This window comes from Streptomyces sp. NPDC050997 (assembly GCF_040660135.1).
Taxonomy (GTDB): Bacteria; Actinomycetota; Actinomycetes; order Streptomycetales; family Streptomycetaceae; genus Streptomyces.
Genome location: NZ_JBFAGK010000023.1, coordinates 58,372 through 77,843, shown reverse-complemented (window position 1 = coordinate 77,843; position 19,472 = coordinate 58,372). Strand labels below are relative to the sequence as shown.

The following is a 19,472-nucleotide window of genomic DNA, read 5'->3' as shown; positions in this document are numbered from 1 at the left end:
GCCTAGTCTGGACCGCATGTCAGCGATCCGTCTCCTCGTGCTCGGCGCCGTCCGTCAGCACGGGCGGGCCCACGGCTACCAGGTGCGCAACGACCTGGAGTACTGGGGCGCGCACGAGTGGTCCAACGCCAAGCCCGGCTCGATCTACCACGCCCTGAAACAGATGGCGAAGCAAGGGCTGTTGCACGAGCACGAGATCGCGCCGTCCACGGCCGGGGGGCCGCCGCGGACGGAGTACGAGATCACCGAGGCCGGCACCGAGGAGTACCTCTCGCTGGTGCGCCAGTACCTCACCGCGTACGACCAGCGGCCCGACGTGCTCACCGCCGCGCTGGGCACCATGGTCGACCTGGGCCGCGAGGAGGTTCTCGGCCTCCTGGAGGAGCGGATGCGCAGCATCGAGGCGTGGCGCAAGTCGGTCACCGAGTACTACACGCCCGAGGAGGGCCCCGGTCAGCTCGGTCACATCGGCGAGATCATGAACTTCTGGGTCCACTCGGCCGACACCGGCGCCGAGTGGACCCGGGGCCTCATCGAGCGCATCCGTGGCGGGGCGTACACCTTCGCCGGGGAGGGCGAGCCGTTCGTCGGCGTGCTGGCGGACGGTGACGAGAACCCGTACGCGACGGGGGAGCGGCATCCGGGAGACGCCAGCTAATCAAGTTTGACTAAGCACCCTTCGGGGCATACCCTCCGTCGGCAGTAAGTAGTCAAGTTTTACTACGTTCCTTCGCATGACTCGACGTGACTCGAAGGGAGCTCGATGACCGACGCGATCGTCGCCGAGGGACTACGGAAGCGGTTCGGCGACAAGGCGGCCCTGGACGGCCTCGACCTGCGCGTGGCCCGCGGCACCGTCCACGGCGTGCTGGGCCCGAACGGCGCCGGCAAGACCACCGCCGTACGGATCCTGACCACCCTGCTGCGGCCGGACGAGGGCCGCGCCGAGGTGGCGGGCCACGACGTGGTCCGCCAGGCCTACGAGGTACGTCTGCGGATCGGCCTGCTCGGCCAGCACGCCGCTGTGGACGAGGCGCTGTCCGGCCGCCAGAACCTGGACATGTTCGGCCGCCTCCACCACCTGGGCGCCCGCCGGGCGCGCGTGCGCGCCGACGAGCTCCTGGAGCGCTTCGGCCTCGCCGACACCGGCCGCAAACCGGTCAGCGCGTACAGCGGCGGCATGCGGCGCCGCCTGGACCTGGCGGCCTCCCTGATCACCCGACCGGAGGTGCTCTTCCTGGACGAGCCGACAACCGGCCTCGACCCGCGCGGCCGGGCCGAGGTGTGGGCCGCCGTCCGCTCCCTCGTCGGCGGCGGTACGACCGTCCTGCTGACCACCCAGTACCTGGAGGAGGCCGACCAACTCGCCGACCGCATCTCCGTCGTCGACCAGGGCCGGGTCGTCGCCGACGGCACGGCGGACGAGCTGAAGGCGATGACCGGCGGCGACCGCATCGACGTGGTCCTGCGGGACGCCGGTCAACTGGGCGCGGCGGTGGCCCTGTTGCCGATCGCCACCGCCGGAGTCTCCGTCGACACCGACCGCCGGCTGCTCAGCGCCCCGGTCACCGACCGCATGGCGGCCCTCTCCGATGTCGTACGTGCCCTGGCGGAGGCCGGCATCGAGGCGGAGGACGTCTCCCTGCGGCGTCCGACGCTGGACGAGGTGTTCCTGCACCTGACCGGCGACGACCAGCGAGTGAAGGAGGCCGTGTGACCACCTACGCACTGACCGATTCCTGGACCATGACCCGGCGCGAACTCGCCCACTGGACACGGCAGCCGGTGCAGGTCCTGGTGGGCCTGGTCTTTCCGGTGATGCTGCTGCTGATGTTCGGCTACCTCGTCGGCGGCGGCCGGGGCGTCGAGGGCGAGTACGTCGACTACCTGGTCCCCGGCATGCTCGCGCTCACCATGGCGTTCGGGCTGGAGAGCACGATGCTCGCCGTCACCCAGGACCTCAACAAGGGGGTCATCGACCGCTTCCGGTCCATGCCGATGGCCAACGGCGCGGTGCTGGTGGGCCGTTCGGTCGCCGACATGCTCCAGTCCGCGCTGAGCCTGACGGTGATGATCGCCGTCGCCGTCGCCCTCGGCTGGCGCGCGCACGGCGGCGTGGCCGGGTTCCTCGGCGCCGTCGGTCTGCTGCTGCTGTTCCGTTTCGCCATGCTGTGGATCGGCATCCACCTCGCGATGGTGGCCGGCAAGCCGGAACTGGTCCAGGCCGTGCAGATCCTGGTCTGGCCGATCGGCTTCCTCTCCAACGCCTTCGCGGCCCCCGGCTCCATGCCCGACTGGCTGGGCGCGGTGGTCGAGTGGAACCCGCTGTCCCAGACGGCGACCGCGGTACGGGACCTGTTCGGCGCCCCGGGCGCGGAGTCGGGGCACGCGGGGGCGGCGGTGCTCTGGCCGGTGGCGCTGCTGGTGGTGTTCTTCCCGCTGGCGGTACGGCGGTTCGGGGCGTTGAGCAAGTAGGCCGGTTCCGGTTCCGGGGCCTGCCCGGCGGAGCGGGCCCCGGTGTTGGAATCCCGGCAGTGAGGGAGTCCCGGCAGTGAGGGAGCCCCGTCAGTGATGGAACCCGGTCGCCGCCCCCTTGTCCCGGATCAGCGGATGCGACTGCGTGCGCAGCTCCGGCAGCAGCCGGCTCAGGTCCTCCAGGAACAGTTCGGCGAGGTCGGCCGAGAAGCCGTTGCGGCACACCACCCGCAGGACGGACAGGTCCTCGCGGTTCGGCGGGAAGGTGTACGCGGGCAGCAGCCAGCCCCGCTCCCGCATCCGCCGGGAGACGTCGAAGACGTCGTACGCCCGCACATCGGGTGCGGTCGTGAAGGCGAACACCGGCAGCTGGTCGCCCCGGGTCAGCAGCCGGAAGTCGCCCAGCGCCGCCACGCGTTCGGACAGGCCCAGGGCCACGTTCCGCGTGGACTGCTGCACGGCGCGGTAGCCGTCGCGGCCCAGCCGGAGGAACGTGTAGTACTGCGCGACCACCTGGGCGCCCGGGCGGGAGAAGTTGAGGGCGAAGGTCGGCATGTCCCCGCCCAGGTAGTTGACGCGGAAGACCAGCTCCTCGGGGAGGGCCTCCTTGTCGCGCCACAGCGCCCAGCCGACGCCGGGATAGACCAGCCCGTACTTGTGCCCCGAGGTGTTGATGGAGGCGACCCTCGGCAGCCGGAAGTCCCACACCAGGTCCTCGTCGACGAAGGGGGCGACCATCGCGCCGGACGCCCCGTCGACGTGCACGGGGATGTCCACGCCGGTCCGGTCCTGGAGGGCGTCGAGGGCGGCGCACAGGTCCGCGATCGGTTCGTAGGAGCCGTCGAAGGTGGAGCCGAGGATGCCCACGACCCCGATGGTGTTCTCGTCGCACAGGTCGGCGGCCGCCTGCGGATCCAGATGGAAGCGGTCGCCCTCCATGGGGACCAGGCGGGCCTCCACCTCCCAGAAATTGCAGAACTTCTCCCAGCAGACCTGGACGTTGACGCCCATCACGAGGTTCGGGCGGACATCCCGCGAGGGGTAGCGGTCGGCGTGGCGCCGCGCCCACCGTCGCTTGAGCGCCATGCCCGCGAGCATGCACGCCTCGCTCGACCCGGTCGTGGAACAGCCCACGGCGGCCGACGGGTCGGGCGCGTTCCACAAGTCGGCGAGCATGGCCACACAGCGCCGCTCCAGCTCGGCGGTGCGCGGGTACTCGTCCTTGTCGATCATGTTCTTGTCCCGGCACTCGCCCATCAGGAGACTGGCCTGCGGCTCCATCCAGGTGGTGACGAAAGTGGCGAGGTTCAGCCGCGAGTTGCCGTCCAGCATCAGTTCGTCGTGCACGAGCTGGTAGGCGGTCGTCGACGGCAGCGGCGCGTCCGGGAGCCGGTGGACCGGCGGGGCCTCGGTCATGCCGCTGACCGGGTTCGCCTCCCCGAAGAACGGGTTGACGGACCTGGGGCGTTCGTCGGGCTTCTGGGGACCTTCGTGCAACGGCATGGGCGTGCCTCCTGCAAGGGTCAACGGGGGTCAGCGGACAGGGGTTCCGTCCGCGCGCAGTTGCATCTGCGGCCGTCCCGTCACCAGCAGCCAGGCCGGCAGCGAGGCGATGCAGAGCAGCGCGAGGATCGTGGGGGAGGCCACCAGTACGGCGGCCGTGAACAGGCTCACCCAGCCCTGCCGGGTGATGGCGAGGAGCACGCCCAGGACGCCGGTGGCGACCCCGAGCGCCGGTTGGACGGCCGGCACCAGGGCGTGGGCGCCGAGGCCGAACGCGGTGCCGACGAACACGGCAGGGAAGATCCGCCCGCCTCTGAAGCCGCAGGACGCGGCGACGAGCAGCGCGGCCAGCTTCACCACCGTCATCGTCGCGAACTGTGCCGCCGACCAGCCGTCGGGATCGCGGGCCAGCTCATCGATCTCGTCCAGCCCCTTGAACAGCGTCAGATGGCCGCCCAGGGTCGCCAGCAGCCCCAGCACGAGCCCGCCGGCCGGAAGGACCAGCATCGGATGGCCGAGTCGGGCGAACGCGCCGTGGACGTACGGGAAGGCGTACACGGCGGTCATGCCGAGCAGTGCCGCCAGCGACGCGACCACCAGGGCGGCCAACAGGTCGGCCCAGCCGGGCCGGCCGAAGGCGGGCAGATGGAGGTCGAAGGTCGGACGGGCCACCAGAGTGGTCGTCAGGGCCCCGGCCGCGGCGGCGACCAGCGGCGCGAAGACGTGGTCCCACAGCGCCCCCCTGAGCTGCTTCCCGGCCAGCGCCTCGGAGATGACCAGGGCCGCCGCCACCGGCGTGCCGAACAGCGCTCCGATCGTCGCCGCCTCCGCCAGCATCGCCCACAGCGCGCCGGGCGCCCGCTGGAACAGCCGGTGCCCCAGCCAGAAGGCGAGCCCCACGTTCACGGCGATGATCGGGTTCTCGGGACCGAGGCTCGGACCGCCCGCCAGCATCAGCCCGGTCGCCAGTACCAGCCCGGGCAGCACGACGGGCGGCAACACGGGTGCGTCGAGCCCGGTGGTGGCCGGGTCGGGCCCGGCGTGCCCGGGCACCTTCCACACCACCAGCCCGACCGCCACGCCCGTCGCGGTGAGCATGACGAGCATCCACAGCGCGGAGTACCTGCCGACGCCCAGGGCGTCCGGCACGGTCTGCCAGAGCACCTTCTGGAGCTCCTCGCCCGCCTCGCTCACCCCGACGAGGATCAGACCCGCGCCCACGCCCACCACGAGAGCGGGGAGGATCAACGGCAGCAGGGTGCGCGCCGGAGCCGCCGGTGCGGGGGATGCCTGCGCGGTGTCCTGGGCCACTGGCCCACCATAAGCGGACAAAACAGACGCAACATCCGGAAGGGTCCGCCCACGGATTCCGGCTTGCACCTCACGCCACGTGAGGCCTCAGTGTGGAGTGCGTACCGAGAAGGGAGCGGACGAAGTGAGCTACTCCGTGGGACAGGTCGCCGGCTTCGCCGGAGTCACCGTGCGCACGCTGCACCACTACGACGACATCGCCCTGCTCGTCCCGAGCGAGCGCAGCCACGCGGGTCACCGCCGCTACGGCGACGACGACCTCGACCGGCTGCAGCGGATCCTGTTCTACCGGGAGCTCGGCTTCCCGCTCGACGAGGTCGCCGCCCTGCTCGACGACCCGGCCGCGGACCCGCGCGCGCACCTGCGCCGCCAGCACGAACTGCTGACCGCCCGGATCGAGGAGCTGCAGAAGATGGCGGCGGCCGTGGAGCACGCTATGGAGGCACGCAAGATGGGGATCAACCTCACGCCCGAGGAGAGGTTCGAGGTCTTCGGGGACAAGGACCCGGAGCAGTACGCCGAGGAGGCGGAGCAGCGCTGGGGCGGCACCGAGGCGTACGCCGAGTCGCAGCGCCGCGCCGCCTCGTACACCAAGGAGGACTGGAAGCGCATTCAGGCCGAGGTCGACGACTGGGGCGAGCGATACGCGGCCCTCGTGGCGGCCGGCGAGCAGCCGTCCGGCGAGGCGGCCATGGACCTCGCCGAGGAACACCGGCAGCACATCAGCGGGCACTACTTCGAGGTCTCCTACGAGATGCACCGGTGCTTCGGTGAGATGTACGTCTCCGACGAGCGCTTCAAGGCGTTCTACGACTCCATGCGGCCAGGTCTGGCCGAGCACCTCAAGGAGGCCATCCTGGCGAACGCCGCCCGCCACACCGCGTGAACCCCTGACCCGGGGTCACTCCCGGGTCAGGACCACCGCCGTCCCGTACGCGCACACCTCGGTGCCCACGTCCGCCGCCTCCGTCACGTCGAAGCGGAACGCCAGGACGCCGTTGGCCCCACGCGCGCGTGCCTGCTCCACCAGGCGTTCCATGGCCTGGGCCCGGGTCTGCACGAGCGTCTTGGTGAGCCCCTTCAACTCACCCCCGACCATCGACTTCAGACCCGCGCCGATCTGGCTCCCGAGGTGCCGGGACCGCACGGTCAACCCGAAGACCTCGCCCAGTACGTCCTGGACCCGATGGCCGGGTACCTCGTTCGTCGTCACGACCAGTACGTCCGGCTCGGGACCCTGGCCGCCGCCGTATTCTTCGATGCCCATGACTCACAGCTTTGTCCCACTCGGCGCACAGTGCATCCTGGAGACACCGGTGGAACCTGGGGCGAGCACATTGCGTTGATAGCTTTGTGCGTCCGTACGTAGGACGCCGTACCTTCCTCCACCCCTCAGGAGCCCCGGAACCGTGACGACGACGATTGCTCTCGGACCGAGCTGGCTGGACCCCAACTATCTGCTGGACACATACAGCATCTGGGGTCTCCTGCTCATCGTCTTCGCGGAGTCGGGCCTGCTGATCGGCTTCTTCCTGCCGGGCGACTCGCTGCTGTTCACCGCAGGCCTGCTGATCACCTCGGACCAGCTGGACTTCCCGCTGTGGGGCGCGATCGCCCTCATCTGCCTCGCCGCGGTCCTGGGCGACCAGGCGGGCTACATGTTCGGCAAGAAGGTCGGCCCGTCGCTCTTCAACCGCCCGGACTCCCGCCTCTTCAAGCAGGAGAACGTCGCCAAGGCGCACGACTTCTTCGAGAAGTACGGCCCGAAGTCCCTGGTCCTGGCCCGCTTCGTGCCCATCGTGCGCACGTTCACGCCGATCGTCGCCGGCGTCAGCGGCATGCGGTACCGCTCGTTCCTGATCTTCAACGTCCTCGGCGGGGTCCTGTGGGGCGCCGGCGTCACCCTGCTCGGCTCGTGGCTGGGCAAGATCGACTTCGTCAACAAGCACATCGAAGTGATCCTGATCCTGATCGTCTTCGTCTCGGTGATCCCGATCCTGATCGAGTTCCTGCGGGCCCGCTCCAAGTCCAGGAAGACCCCGCCCCAGGCCCCCGCCCAGCAGCACGCCCCGGTCATGGACGACGCGACGACCCAACTCCGCCGCATCCCCCCGACCGACCAGCCCCAGCAGCCCTACGGCAACGGCGACCAGGGCCAACAGCAGTACGGCTACGACCAGCAGTACGGCCACGACCAGCAGTACGGCCAGGCCCCGCAGCAGCAGCCGTACGCCCAGCAGCACCCCCAGAACTACGGCCACCAGCAGCCGTACGGCACCCAGCAGGGTGACAACAACCAGCAGTACCCCTACAACGAGGGCTACTGACCTCCCGAGCTCGCGGGTGCCCGGCGCTCAGAACCCTCGGGTCCGCTTCGCCGCCCGGCGCCCCGAGCTCTCCGCTCCCGGGAGCCGGAGGAACAACCGCGAGATCTCCGAACCTAGATTGACCCCGATGGCGATGGCCATGGCGAGCGCCGCGGCCTTCGACAACGACAGCAGCCCCCCGTCGATGTCGTCCTGCGCGATCGACAACAGCCCGAAGTACGAAGCGGAACCCGGCAGCAGGGGCCCGATCGCCGCGGTCGTGTAGGGCAGCGCGGACGCGAACCGGTACCGGGACAGCATCTGCCCGAACAACCCCACCAGCCCCGCCGCCACCGCCGTGGAGGCGACCGGCGAGATCCCGCCCGCGGTGTTCATCGCCCCGTACACCGACCACGCGACACCGCCGTTGAGCGTCACCGCCAGCACGGTGGCTCGTTCCTGCTGGAGCAGTACCGCGAAGGCCAGGGACAGCAGCATCGACGCGCCGATCTGCCACAGCGGCCGCGGGGTGGTGCTCAGCGCCTCGTCGGGGTTGAGACGGGCGCCCAGCTGCACGCCGACGTAGAGCATCACCAGCACCCCGGCGACGATGCCCACGAAGAAGTACATGACCTCCAGCAGACGCGCGGACGCGGTGATGTAGAAGCCCGTCAGACCGTCCTGCACGCCCGCCACCAGGGCCCGTCCGGGCAGCAGCGCGAACAGCCCACCGGTGATCACCGCGGACGCCTTGACGTCGACGTCCGCCAGCGTCAGCGCGATCGCGATCGCGGCCGGCGGCATCGCGGCCACGGTGAACTGGTAGAACTCCGGCAGCCCGCGCCCCGCGCACAGCCACGCCAGCCGGTCGCCGAGCATCGCGCCCAACGCGGCCGCCACGAAGACCAGCAGATCACCGCCGACCAGGACGGAGGCCGCGCCCGCGAGCAGACCACTCGCGCCGGTCAGCGCCCAGCCGGGGTACGGGTGCCGGTTGCGGCGGATCTCGGCGAGCCGCCGGTAGGCCTCCTCCAGGGAGATCGCCGTCTCCGGGTCGCTGAGGTCGTCCACCAGCTGGTACACAGCCGCGAGACGCGTGTAGTCGGTGCCCCGGCGGCGCACGGTCCGGGAGGCCGTCACCGGGTCGTCCACCAGGGACGGCTGGTACGAGATCGCCAGCAGCGTGAAGGTGACGTTCGGCTCGCAGCGGTCCAGACCGTACGACCGGCAGACCGCGAACATCGCCGCCTCGACGTCCTCCGCGCCTTCGCCGCCCGCCAGCAGCAACTCGCCGATACGCAGCGTCAGGTCGAGCACGCGGGGGACGGCCGGGCCCTCTTCCTCCGTCGACTTGTGCGCCGACTCCGGCGCGGGCCGCTCGGCCACCGGCATCCGCAGCATCGTGCGCATCCGGTCCTGCCAGGGCAGGTCCTTGGTCAGACTGACCACGGGGATACCGCTCGGCGGCGTGAACGCGGCCGGGGGGTACTTGGCGCTGTAGGTCCTCGGCGGGTTGAACGCCGACCCCTCCGGCTCCGCGGCGGGCGCCTGCGGCACGCCGAGCCCGTCGGGCATGGCGAACTCGGAGGTGGTCTCCGGCTCGGCACCGGCCTTGGGCAGTGCGAACCCGTCAGGAAGGGCGAACTCGGACGTGATCTCGGAGTCGAAGACACTCTTCGCCTCGTCCGACTGCGGTTTGCGGTCCTCCGCGTTCGTCACTCCGTAGCGCTCCCTGTACGACCCGTTCGGCGTTCCTCAGTATGCGCACAGATACGCGAACGGGCCGCGCCACCCCCTGAGGGATCACGCGGCCCGTGGAGCACAGCGGCAATCAGTGGCCGCCGCTCTCCTTGAACCGCTTGTACGACCGTTCGATCTCGGCCTCGGCGTCCGTACGGCCCACCCAGTTGGCGCCCTCGACGGACTTGCCGGGCTCCAGGTCCTTGTAGACCTCGAAGAAGTGCTGGATCTCCAGGCGGTCGAACTCGGAGACGTGGTGGATGTCGCGCAGGTGCTCCACCCGCGGGTCGTGCGCGGGCACGCACAGCAGCTTGTCGTCGCCGCCGGCCTCGTCCGTCATCCGGAACATGCCGATCGTGCGGCACTGGATGAGGCAACCGGGGAAGGTCGGCTCGTCCAGGATGACCAGCGCGTCCAGCGGGTCGCCGTCCTCGCCGAGGGTGTTCTCGACGAAGCCGTAGTCGGCCGGGTAGCTGGTCGAGGTGAAGAGGCGACGGTCCAGGCGGATCCGACCGGTCTCGTGGTCCACCTCGTACTTGTTCCGTGAACCCTTCGGAATCTCGATCGTGACGTCGAACTCCACCGGTGGCTCCTCCATGATCAACACATAGTTCTGGTGGTTAAGTGTCCCTCACGCAGGTGTGTGATCGCGAAAGGGGCTGGTGGTCGTGCCAGAGCTGAGGCCTTGGCGAGCCGCGAGACCGCATGTGACGCGGGTCGCGAACGCCGTACGACCACGTCTGACACGCGCCGGGAACGCCGTACGACCCAGTGTCACGCGAGCCGCGAACTCCGTACGACCCCGCCTCGCCCGCGCCGCGACGGCCGCGAAACCGCAGGTCGTGCGGCTGGCACGGGCCGCGGGGCCACACCTGGCGCGGATCCCGGGGCCGAAGACCGTCAAGACCTGGCAGTACACCGCGACAGCCGCCACCGCCGGTCTGGCGCTGGCCGCCTCAGTGGTGACCGCGGCAGGACCCTGGGACTCCACCGGTCAGCGTACGGCCGAGCGGGACCGGGCGGCTGCCCGGGAACACACGGGTGGCGCAGATCACGACGGCGAGTCCGGTACGTCGGGCGGGGCGCCCCGCCCCGCCCCCAGCGCGGCCTCCGTACTGGCCGGCCTCGGCGGCACCTCGAACACCGTCACGGCCGCACCGACCGGGCAGGGCCTGTCCGCCACCCTGGACCCGCTCCTGAAGGACGCCGCGCTCGGCACCCGCCGTACGGCCGTGGTCGTGGACGTCGCCACCGGAAAACGCCTCTACGGCAGCGGCGCCGACAAGGCCCTGACCCCCGCCTCCACCACCAAGATCGCCACCGCCGTGGCCGCGCTGTCCGCGCTGGGCGCCGACCACCGCCTCACCACCCGCGCCGTCCTCGAACCCGACGCGAGGGAACTCGTCCTCGTCGGCGGCGGCGACCCCACCCTCACCGCCCACCAGGACACCGAGGGCACCGCGGGCTGGGCGAGCCTGCGCACCCTCGCCGCCGACACCGCCGCCGCCCTGAAGAAACGGGACATCCGCGCGGTGACGCTGTCGTACGACACCAGCCTGTACGCGGGCCCCGAACTTCACCCCATCGGAGTCAACGAGAACCTCGCCCCCGTCACCGCCCTGATGGCCGACGAGGCCCGCACGGACGACTCCAGCAGCGGCCCCGTGCCCCGGGTGCCGGACCCACAGGCGGACGCGACCCGCAAGTTCGCCGCGTTCCTCAAGGAGCACGGCATCAAGGCGAGCGCCCCCGGCCCGTCCAAGGCGTCGGCCCGCGCGAAGCCCCTCGCCACGGTCACCTCGCCCCCGCTCTCCGCCCTTGTCGAACGCATGCTCACCAACAGCGACAACGACATCGCCGAGGCCCTCGCCCGCCAGACGGCCGTCGCGACCGGCGAACGCGCCGACTTCGACGGCGCGGGCCGCGCGATCGCCGCCCAGCTGAAAAAACTCCGACTCCCGTTGTCGGGCGTCGGCTTCCACGACGGCAGCGGCCTCGACCGCGACGACCGCCTCACCGCCGACCTGCTCACCGCCCTGCTCGTCGAGGCCGGCGACCCGTCCCACCCCGACCTCCGCCCGGTCCTCACCGGCCTCCCCGTGGCGGGCTTCACCGGCACCCTGACCAGCCGCTACACAAACGGCGCGGCCGGCCTCGTACGAGCGAAGACGGGCACCCTGACAGGCGTGAACACCCTGGCCGGAACGGTCGTCGACCAGGACGGCCGCCTGCTGGCCTTCGCGTTCCTCACGTCGGACACGACGGATCCGGTGGCCGCCCAGGCGGCGCTGGACCGGACGGCCACGGCCCTGGCGGCGTGCGGTTGCCGGTGACCGGGTACCCGGCGCACAAAGGCCGGTCCCGCCAACCGCACGGCCTGCCCCAAGACGGGCCGCTCACGTACGGTTGACGCATGACGAGCATCGGTGGTGCCGAGATGGTCGACTGGAATCTCGCGGTAGCGACCGCGACCCGGCTCGTGCGGCCGGGCCCCGACGTGAGCCGCGACGAGGCCCGGGCCGTCGTCGCGGAACTGCGTCGGCATGCCAAGGCCTCGGAGGAACACGTCCGGGGCTTCACTCGTATGGCGACCGAAGAGTCCCATGACACGCCGATCCTCGTCGTCGACCGCCCCGGCTGGGTCCGGGCGAACGTCGCCGGGTTCCGGGAGGTCCTCAAGCCGCTCCTCGACAAGATGCAGGAACGACGCGGCAGCACCCCCGGCGGCGCGGTCCTGGGCGCCGTCGGCGGCAAGGTGACCGGCGTCGAACTCGGCATGCTCCTGTCCTTCCTGTCCTCCCGCGTCCTCGGCCAGTACGAGACCTTCGCCCCGGCCACCCGCGACCTCCCGGCCGGTGCCGCCCCTGACGCGCCGAGCGGCGGCCGACTGCTCCTCGTCGCCCCGAACATCGTCCACGTGGAACGCGAACTCGACGTACAGCCCCACGACTTCCGGCTGTGGGTGTGCCTCCACGAGGAGACCCACCGCACGCAGTTCACGGCCGTGCCCTGGCTGCGGGACCACCTGGAGGGCGAAATCCAGTCGTTCCTGGAGGAGACCGAGGTCGACCCCATGACCGTCCTGGAACGCGTCCGGGATGCCGCCCAGTCCCTCGCCGGCGGGCGCCCCGAGGGCGAGGAGGACGAGGGCGGCAGGTCCCTCGTGGAAATCGTGCAGACACCCGCCCAGCGGGAGATCCTCGGCCGCCTCACCGCGGTGATGTCCCTCCTGGAGGGCCACGCCGACTTCGTCATGGACGGAGTGGGCCCCCAGGTCGTCCCGTCCGTCGCCGAGATCCGTGAGAAGTTCCAGCAGCGACGCGCCAAGGGCGCCTCCCGACTGGACCTCGCCCTGCGCAAGCTCCTGGGCCTGGACGCCAAACTCCGGCAGTACCGCGACGGCGAACGCTTCGTGCGGGCCGTCGTCGACCAGGTCGGCATGGACGGCTTCAACCGTGTGTGGACCTCCCCGAACACCCTCCCGACGAAGGCGGAGATCGCCAAACCGGCGGACTGGGTCACACGGGTGCATCGCAAGGCCGAGTCGTGAACCCAGGTGCGGAGGTCGTGAAGCGAATCCGGCCGACGGCAGGCGAACGCCCCTGCAATCACCCGTCCGAGGGACCGTGAGCGAAGGGTAGGCGTGCAATGCTCGGGGAACGGCCCGGTTCTGTCACCATCTACACACTCTGAGTGACCGAACCCGAGCTCACCCCCGAAAACTTCATGAAGGGAACCGGACATGGGTCCCCATCCTGCGGTCGCGGCGATACGCCTGGCGGTCCGCCGCGTCCTCCACGACATCCTCAACGACACCCAGACCCCCGAGCACAGCTCGCACGAGCGCCCTCCGTCGCCGCTCGTGCTCGTGGCGTGCTCCGGCGGCGCCGACTCCATGGCCCTCGCCTCCGCCCTGGCGTTCGAGGCCCCCAAGCTCGGCATCCGCGCCGGCGGCGTCACCGTCGACCACGGCCTGCAGGCCGGCTCCGACCTGCGCGCCGACGAGGTCGTCCTACGGCTGCGTGAACTCGGCCTGGACCCGGTCGACTCCGCCGCCGTGACCGTCGGCCGCGGAGGCGGCCCCGAGGCGGCCGCCCGAGACGCCCGCTACGCCGCCCTGGACGCCGCCGCCGAACGCCACGGCGCCACCGCGATCCTGCTCGGCCACACCCGCGACGACCAGGCCGAAACCGTCCTGCTCGGCCTCGCCCGCGGCTCCGGCATCCGCTCCCTGTCCGGAATGGCGGCCGTGTCCGGGGGCGGGGGGCCCGGGGCCGACCGCCGGTACCGCCGCCCCTTCCTCCAACTCGACCGGCAGACCGCCCGCAAGGCCTGCATGGTCCAGTCGCTGCCCGTCTGGGACGACCCCCACAACGCCGACCCGGCATACACCCGCTCCCGGTTGCGCCACGAGGGTCTGCCCGCCCTGGAGAAGGCACTCGGCAAAGGCGTCGTGGAGGCCCTCGCCCGCACGGCCCAGCTCTCCCGTGACGACGCCGACGCCCTGGACACCTGGGCCGGCCAGGCCGAGGCCGCCGTACGGGACGCCACCGGCCGCCTGGTGTGCGCGAAGCTCTACGCGCTGCCGCCCGCCGTGCGCCGCCGCATCCTGCGCCGCGCGGCCATCGAGGCCGGTGCACCCGCGGGTTCGCTCTTCGCCCGTCACATCGAGGAAGTCGACCGTCTGATCACCGGCTGGCGCGGCCAGGGAGCCATCAATCTCCCGGGCAAGGTCGTAGCCCAGCGGCAGGGTGGCAGACTGGTGATTCGGCAAGGCTGATCCCGTCCTCTCCGAGGACTCTGTGGAGGGGCCGTTCAGCCGGTTGGACAACCGAAAGTGATGCGGGTGGACGCGAAAGACATGGGTGCCGACCTCAAGTCGGTGCTCATCACCAAGGAAGAGATCGACGCGAAGCTGGTTGAGCTGGCCGCGAAGATCGACGCGGAGTACGCGGGCAAGGACCTGCTCATCGTCGGCGTCCTCAAGGGCGCGGTGATGGTCATGGCCGACCTGGCCCGGGCGCTGTCCACCCCCGTCACCATGGACTGGATGGCCGTGTCGTCCTACGGCGCGGGCACCCAGTCCTCCGGTGTGGTGCGGATCCTCAAGGACCTCGACACCGACATCAAGGGCAAGCACGTCCTGATCGTCGAGGACATCATCGACTCCGGCCTGACCCTGTCCTGGCTGATCTCCAATCTCGGCTCGCGCGAGCCCGCATCCCTCAAGGTGTGCACCCTGCTGCGCAAGCCCGACGCCGCCAAGGTCGCCATCGACGTCGAGTGGGTCGGCTTCGACATCCCCAACGAGTTCGTCGTCGGTTACGGCCTCGACTACGCCGAGAAGTACCGCAATCTCCCGTTCGTCGGTACGCTCGCGCCCCACGTGTACGGCGGCTGAGCCGGCGCGTGTACGCAGGCTGAGCCAGACGGCCCAAGCCCTGTAAGACGATCGGGAACCCCAGCGGGTTTCGCGCCGTTGGAGCATGCAGACGGGTTCGACAGCCCTCCCGTGCGACTTCGGTCCACAATGCTGGGGTACCGTCAGAAGAACTGTCTTATCAAACTCACTATGGCAGGAGGGACGGGGCGGCACCGCTCCGTATGGATGGACGTGAAGCGATACTTCCGTGGGCCGGTCATGTGGATCGTGCTGGCCGTCCTTGCCGTGGTCGTGTTGATGCAGGTCGTCGGCTCGTCCGGTGGCTACAAGACGGTGGACACCGGCCAGGTGATCCAGGCGATCAATGACAACAAGGTCGAGTCGGCCAAGCTGACAACAGGCGACGAGTCGACCATCAAGGTCGAGCTCAAGAATGGCCAAAAGGTCGAGGGCAGCTCGAAGATCCAGGCGAGCTACATCGGCGACCAGGGCGTGACCATCGCCGGCACGCTGCAGACCAAATACCAGGACAAGCAGATCCCGGACGGCTATACCGTCTCGCCGACGAAGCAGAACGCCTTCGTCGGGATCCTGCTCTCCCTGCTCCCCTTCGTCCTCATCGTTGTCGTCTTCCTGTTCCTGATGAATCAGATGCAGGGCGGCGGCTCCCGGGTGATGAACTTCGGGAAGTCCAAGGCGAAACTCATCACCAAGGACACCCCGAAGACGACGTTCTCGGACGTCGCCGGGTCCGACGAGGCCGTCGAGGAGCTCCACGAGATCAAGGAGTTCCTGCAGGAACCGGCGAAGTTCCAGGCCGTCGGGGCGAAGATCCCCAAGGGCGTACTGCTGTACGGCCCTCCCGGCACCGGCAAGACCCTGCTGGCGCGCGCCGTCGCGGGCGAGGCCGGAGTGCCGTTCTACTCGATCTCCGGATCCGACTTCGTCGAGATGTTCGTCGGTGTCGGTGCCTCCCGAGTCCGTGACCTGTTCGAGCAGGCCAAGGCGAACGCCCCGGCGATCGTCTTCGTCGACGAGATCGACGCGGTCGGCCGCCATCGCGGCGCCGGCCTCGGCGGTGGTCATGACGAGCGCGAGCAGACCCTGAACCAGCTCCTCGTCGAGATGGACGGCTTCGATGTGAAGGGCGGTGTGATTCTCATCGCCGCCACGAACCGGCCCGACATCCTCGACCCGGCGCTGCTGCGTCCCGGCCGTTTCGACCGCCAGATCGCGGTCGACCGCCCGGACATGCAGGGTCGTCTGGAGATCCTCAAGGTCCACCAGAAGGGCAAGCCGGTCGCACCGGACGTCGACCTGTCGGCCGTCGCCCGCCGCACCCCCGGCTTCACCGGAGCGGACCTGTCGAACGTGCTGAACGAAGCCGCGCTCCTGACGGCGCGCGGCAACCAGAAGCTGATCGACAACCACATGCTGGACGAGGCCATCGACCGCGTCGTGGCGGGCCCGCAGAAGCGGACCCGGATCATGTCGGACAAGGAAAAGAAGATCACCGCGTACCACGAGGGCGGTCACGCCCTGGTCGCGGCGGCGTCTCCGAACTCCGATCCGGTCCACAAGATCACGATCCTCTCGAGAGGCCGTGCTCTGGGCTACACGATGGTCCTGCCGGACGAGGACAAGTACTCGACCACGCGCAACGAGATGCTGGACCAGCTGGCTTACATGCTGGGCGGCCGCGCGGCCGAGGAACTGGTCTTCCACGACCCGACCACCGGCGCTGCGAACGACATCGAGAAGGCCACGACCACGGCCCGCGCGATGGTCACGCAGTACGGCATGACCGAGCGACTCGGCGCCATCAAGTTCGGTGGCGACAACAGCGAGCCGTTCCTGGGCCGGGAGATGTCGCACCCGCGCGACTACTCGGAAGAGGTCGCCGCGCTGGTCGACGAAGAGGTCAAGAAGCTCATCGAGACGGCGCACAACGAGGCCTGGGAGATCCTGGTCGAGAACCGCGACGTCCTCGACCAGCTGGTCCTGCAGTTGCTGGAGAAGGAGACGCTGAACAAGGAGCAGATCGCCGAGGTCTTCGCTCCCATCGTCAAGCGTCCCCCGCGTCCGGCCTGGACCGGGTCCTCCCGGCGTACGCCGTCCACCCGTCCGCCGGTGCTCTCCCCCAAGGAGCTCGCACTGACGAACGGCGCCAACGGCGCGGCACCGGCGATCTCCACCGCGAAGGCCACCGCGGCGGAGCCCGCCCCGGCGGCCGAACCGGCTCCCGAGGACCGCCCGGAGAGCTGACTCTCCAGGTCCTCGGACCCCGCCCGGTGACCTCACCAGGCCCGGAATGGATGCCGCGCCCCCCAGGTTCTAGCCTGGGGGGCGCGGCATTTCGTATGCCTACAGATGGTGCGTGGCCCACACGCGCGACAGGCACAGGAACGAGGCACCACACATGACCGACCCCGTGACGCTGGACGGCGAGGGCTCCATCGGCGAGTTCGACGAGAAGCGCGCAGAGAACGCCGTCCGCGAACTGCTGATCGCGGTCGGCGAGGACCCCGACCGGGAAGGCCTGAGGGAGACGCCGGCGCGGGTGGCGCGGGCGTATCAGGAGATATTCGCGGGGCTGACGCAGAAGCCCGAGGATGTGCTGACCACGACGTTCGACGCGGGGCACGACGAGATGGTGCTCGTGAAGGACATTGAGGTCTACTCGACGTGTGAGCACCATCTCGTGCCGTTCAGGGGCGTCGCTCATGTCGGCTACATCCCCGCCAGCACCGGCAAGATCACCGGCCTGTCCAAGCTGGCCCGTCTCGTGGATGTCTTCGCCCGCCGCCCGCAGGTGCAGGAACGGCTCACCACGCAGATCGCGGACTCTCTGATGGAGATCCTGGAGCCGCGCGGCGTCATCGTCGTCGTGGAGTGCGAGCACATGTGCATGTCGATGCGCGGCATACGCAAGCCCGGTGCCAAGACGCTGACGTCGGCCGTGCGCGGTCAGCTGCGGGACGCGGCCACCCGCAATGAGGCGATGAGCCTCATCATGGCCCGCTAGACGGCTTCCGGATCGCCGGGCGGGTCGTCACGCGGCCGATGCCGCTCCCTTGTTGTGGTCGTCGTCCTCCGGGAGCCTGCAGACGCGCTCCAGGAAGATGGCCGCCACTATGACGCCGATGCCCGCGAGGACCGAGAAGCCGGCGTAGATGGCCTGGTCGCGGCGGGCGGGGATGTCCAGGGACTCCAACAGGAAGACCCCGGTGCCGCCGTACATGCCGGAGACCAGGGCGGCGACCAGGGCGCTGGCCTGACCGAAGACGACCGCGCGGGCCGCCATCATGGGATCGACGCCCTTGGCCTCCGGGCGGCGCTCGCGCTGGGCCTTGAGGCGGGCGCGGATCGACAGCGCCGTGGCCAGCAGGACCACGGCGATCAGGCCGAGGACGATGGGCGCGGCCAGGGGGACGCTGGGCAGGGTCCCGACCGAGTTCCACAGGCGGGCGCCCGCCCAGGACAAGATCCCGGCGACGGCGAAGACGCCGATCAGCACCCTGATGCGCAGCTCTCTCACGGTGTCCCTTCAGCTCCCCCGAGGTCCCACGGACTGTGGCCGTCATGACCTTAACGGCTATTCGGGCAGCCGGAGTTCCAGGTCCTTGCGTGCTTCCACACCGTCGCGGGTGAGCGTGTCGAGCAGGTCGGCGACCGGGCCGCGGCCGGGCAGCTGGGCCTCGGGCTCCACGTCGTGCCAGGGGACGAGCACGAAGGCGCGTTCGTGGGCGCGGGGGTGAGGGAGCGTGAGATGCGGGTCGTCGGTGACGACATCGGCGTACGCGACGATGTCGACGTCGAGGGTGCGCGCGCCCCAGCGCTCGTCCCGGACGCGGTGGAAGGCCTCCTCGACGGCGTGCGCCCGCTCCAGGAGGGAGGACGGGGGCAGGGTCGTCTTCAGGACCACGACCGCGTTGAAGTACGAGGGCTGGCTGCCCGGCTCCACGCCCCACGGCTCCGTCTCGTACACCGGGGAGACCGCCTTGATGCGGACGCCGGGGGTGTCCTCCAGGGCGTCGATGGCGCCCTGGAGCGTCTCCAGACGGTTGCCGAGGTTGGCGCCGAGGGAGACCACGGCTCGTTTCGGGTTGTGGAGGGTGGTGTCGGCGGCGTCGACCTGCTCGACGACGGAGGCGGGTACCGGCTGTACGGTCGGGTCGCTGGGCCCCTCGGTGAAGAACGCGGTCATACTCGGCTCCGGGTGATGGTGACGGTCACGTCGTCGAAGGGGACGGTGATCGGCGCGTCCGGTTTGTGGACGCAGACCTCTATCTCCGAGACCCCTTCGTGCTTCAGACAGGCCTGGGCGATGCGCTCGGCGAGCGTCTCGATGAGGTTGACCGGCTCGCCCTCGACGACGGCCACGACCTCCTCCGCCACGATGCCGTAGTGCACGGTCTTCGCCAGGTCGTCGTCAGCGGCGGCCGGTCGGGTGTCCAGGCCCAGGACGAGGTCCACGATGAAGGTCTGGCCCTCCTCGCGTTCCTTGGGGAACACACCGTGGTGCCCACGGGCCTTCAGGCCGCGCAGCGCGACACGATCCACGCGAATCACTCCTGCAATCGTCGGTCACGGCCGGTCCGTGCCGTGTGCGGGCGGCACACCGGCCTCAAATGAATCTACCTGCGAGCACTGACAGGGCCCGGCCACGGGGGCGCGAGCCCGTACCGGGGACAGGAGGTTTCATCATGCGTTTCCCCTGGAGAACCCGACGGCTCACGGGCTGGTAGCCGCCC

The 19,472-nt window shown here is 70.1% G+C and carries 19 protein-coding genes; 11 read left to right on the top strand and 8 right to left on the bottom strand.

The window, feature by feature from the left end; translation table 11 throughout:
- The first annotated feature begins 16 nt into the window (after positions 1 to 16).
- From AB0H86_RS36545 to AB0H86_RS36535, 3 genes are all read left to right on the top strand, one after another.
- Positions 17 to 658: a PadR family transcriptional regulator gene (locus AB0H86_RS36545; protein ID WP_362449047.1), complete on the top strand. Its 642-nt coding sequence runs from the start codon at positions 17 to 19 to the stop codon at positions 656 to 658.
- 105 nt (positions 659 to 763) lie between these two features.
- Positions 764 to 1,717: an ATP-binding cassette domain-containing protein gene (locus tag AB0H86_RS36540; protein WP_362449045.1), complete on the top strand. Its 954-nt coding sequence runs from the start codon at positions 764 to 766 to the stop codon at positions 1,715 to 1,717.
- Complete coding sequence (locus AB0H86_RS36535; RefSeq protein WP_362449043.1) at positions 1,714 to 2,475, top strand: ABC transporter permease; 762 nt, start codon at positions 1,714 to 1,716, stop codon at positions 2,473 to 2,475. The genes AB0H86_RS36540 and AB0H86_RS36535 overlap by 4 nt, the downstream gene beginning before the upstream one ends.
- Positions 2,476 to 2,565: 90 nt before the next feature.
- Here the strand turns inward: AB0H86_RS36535 and AB0H86_RS36530 are convergent, their stop codons facing one another.
- Both AB0H86_RS36530 and AB0H86_RS36525 read right to left on the bottom strand, forming a co-directional pair.
- On the bottom strand, positions 2,566 to 3,978 hold the full coding sequence (locus tag AB0H86_RS36530; RefSeq protein ID WP_362449041.1) for a glutamate decarboxylase: 1,413 nt from the start codon (positions 3,976 to 3,978) through the stop codon (positions 2,566 to 2,568).
- 30 nt (positions 3,979 to 4,008) lie between these two features.
- Positions 4,009 to 5,289 (bottom strand): ion channel protein, encoded by a 1,281-nt coding sequence (locus tag AB0H86_RS36525; protein ID WP_362449039.1) that lies wholly within the window; start codon positions 5,287 to 5,289, stop codon positions 4,009 to 4,011.
- A gap of 124 nt (positions 5,290 to 5,413) precedes the next feature.
- Between AB0H86_RS36525 and AB0H86_RS36520 the strand changes: the two genes are divergently transcribed.
- Positions 5,414 to 6,175: a MerR family transcriptional regulator gene (locus AB0H86_RS36520; protein WP_362449037.1), complete on the top strand. Its 762-nt coding sequence runs from the start codon at positions 5,414 to 5,416 to the stop codon at positions 6,173 to 6,175.
- A 15-nt stretch (positions 6,176 to 6,190) separates the two neighbouring features.
- Here AB0H86_RS36520 and AB0H86_RS36515 read toward each other — a convergent pair whose 3' ends face one another.
- A complete protein-coding gene (locus AB0H86_RS36515; RefSeq protein ID WP_362449035.1) occupies positions 6,191 to 6,556 on the bottom strand; it encodes a YbjQ family protein in 366 nt (121 codons plus the stop codon).
- Positions 6,557 to 6,698: 142 nt separating this feature from the next.
- Between AB0H86_RS36515 and AB0H86_RS36510 the strand changes: the two genes are divergently transcribed.
- A complete protein-coding gene (locus AB0H86_RS36510) occupies positions 6,699 to 7,616 on the top strand; it encodes a VTT domain-containing protein (RefSeq protein WP_362449033.1) in 918 nt (305 codons plus the stop codon).
- 27 nt (positions 7,617 to 7,643) lie between these two features.
- Here AB0H86_RS36510 and AB0H86_RS36505 read toward each other — a convergent pair whose 3' ends face one another.
- Together AB0H86_RS36505 and AB0H86_RS36500 are read right to left on the bottom strand one after the other, a co-directional pair.
- Positions 7,644 to 9,314 (bottom strand): threonine/serine exporter family protein, encoded by a 1,671-nt coding sequence (locus AB0H86_RS36505; protein WP_362449031.1) that lies wholly within the window; start codon positions 9,312 to 9,314, stop codon positions 7,644 to 7,646.
- A gap of 112 nt (positions 9,315 to 9,426) precedes the next feature.
- Positions 9,427 to 9,918, bottom strand: a complete 492-nt coding sequence (locus tag AB0H86_RS36500) for an inorganic diphosphatase (protein ID WP_355780971.1) — start codon at positions 9,916 to 9,918, stop codon at positions 9,427 to 9,429.
- Between the two features lie 79 nt (positions 9,919 to 9,997).
- Here AB0H86_RS36500 and dacB point away from each other — a divergent pair, with 79 nt between their 5' ends.
- The 6 genes from dacB to folE all read left to right on the top strand — a co-directional run bounded on the left by dacB (position 9,998) and on the right by folE (position 17,743).
- Positions 9,998 to 11,668, top strand: coding sequence for a D-alanyl-D-alanine carboxypeptidase/D-alanyl-D-alanine-endopeptidase (gene dacB, locus AB0H86_RS36495; protein ID WP_362449028.1), 1,671 nt, complete (start codon positions 9,998 to 10,000; stop codon positions 11,666 to 11,668).
- A gap of 80 nt (positions 11,669 to 11,748) precedes the next feature.
- Positions 11,749 to 12,885: a zinc-dependent metalloprotease gene (locus AB0H86_RS36490; RefSeq protein WP_362449026.1), complete on the top strand. Its 1,137-nt coding sequence runs from the start codon at positions 11,749 to 11,751 to the stop codon at positions 12,883 to 12,885.
- Positions 12,886 to 13,077: 192 nt separating this feature from the next.
- Positions 13,078 to 14,115: a tRNA lysidine(34) synthetase TilS gene (gene tilS, locus AB0H86_RS36485; RefSeq protein ID WP_362449024.1), complete on the top strand. Its 1,038-nt coding sequence runs from the start codon at positions 13,078 to 13,080 to the stop codon at positions 14,113 to 14,115.
- A 60-nt stretch (positions 14,116 to 14,175) separates the two neighbouring features.
- A complete protein-coding gene (gene hpt / locus AB0H86_RS36480) occupies positions 14,176 to 14,736 on the top strand; it encodes a hypoxanthine phosphoribosyltransferase (protein ID WP_362449022.1) in 561 nt (186 codons plus the stop codon).
- Between the two features lie 207 nt (positions 14,737 to 14,943).
- Positions 14,944 to 16,983 (top strand): ATP-dependent zinc metalloprotease FtsH, encoded by a 2,040-nt coding sequence (gene ftsH, locus AB0H86_RS36475; RefSeq protein ID WP_362449167.1) that lies wholly within the window; start codon positions 14,944 to 14,946, stop codon positions 16,981 to 16,983.
- Positions 16,984 to 17,137: 154 nt separating this feature from the next.
- The gene (gene folE, locus AB0H86_RS36470) at positions 17,138 to 17,743 is read left to right on the top strand and encodes a GTP cyclohydrolase I FolE (protein ID WP_362449020.1); all 606 of its coding nucleotides are present in this window, start codon (positions 17,138 to 17,140) and stop codon (positions 17,741 to 17,743) included.
- 27 nt (positions 17,744 to 17,770) lie between these two features.
- Here folE and AB0H86_RS36465 read toward each other — a convergent pair whose 3' ends face one another.
- The 3 genes from AB0H86_RS36465 to folB are packed head-to-tail and all read right to left on the bottom strand — an operon-like array spanning position 17,771 to position 19,281.
- Complete coding sequence (locus AB0H86_RS36465) at positions 17,771 to 18,256, bottom strand: DUF3180 domain-containing protein (protein ID WP_362449018.1); 486 nt, start codon at positions 18,254 to 18,256, stop codon at positions 17,771 to 17,773.
- 57 nt (positions 18,257 to 18,313) lie between these two features.
- Positions 18,314 to 18,925, bottom strand: coding sequence for a 2-amino-4-hydroxy-6-hydroxymethyldihydropteridine diphosphokinase (folK, locus tag AB0H86_RS36460; RefSeq protein WP_362449016.1), 612 nt, complete (start codon positions 18,923 to 18,925; stop codon positions 18,314 to 18,316).
- A complete protein-coding gene (gene folB, locus AB0H86_RS36455; RefSeq protein ID WP_362449014.1) occupies positions 18,922 to 19,281 on the bottom strand; it encodes a dihydroneopterin aldolase in 360 nt (119 codons plus the stop codon). Before folB ends, folK begins: the two co-directional genes overlap by 4 nt.
- Positions 19,282 to 19,472 lie beyond the last annotated feature (191 nt).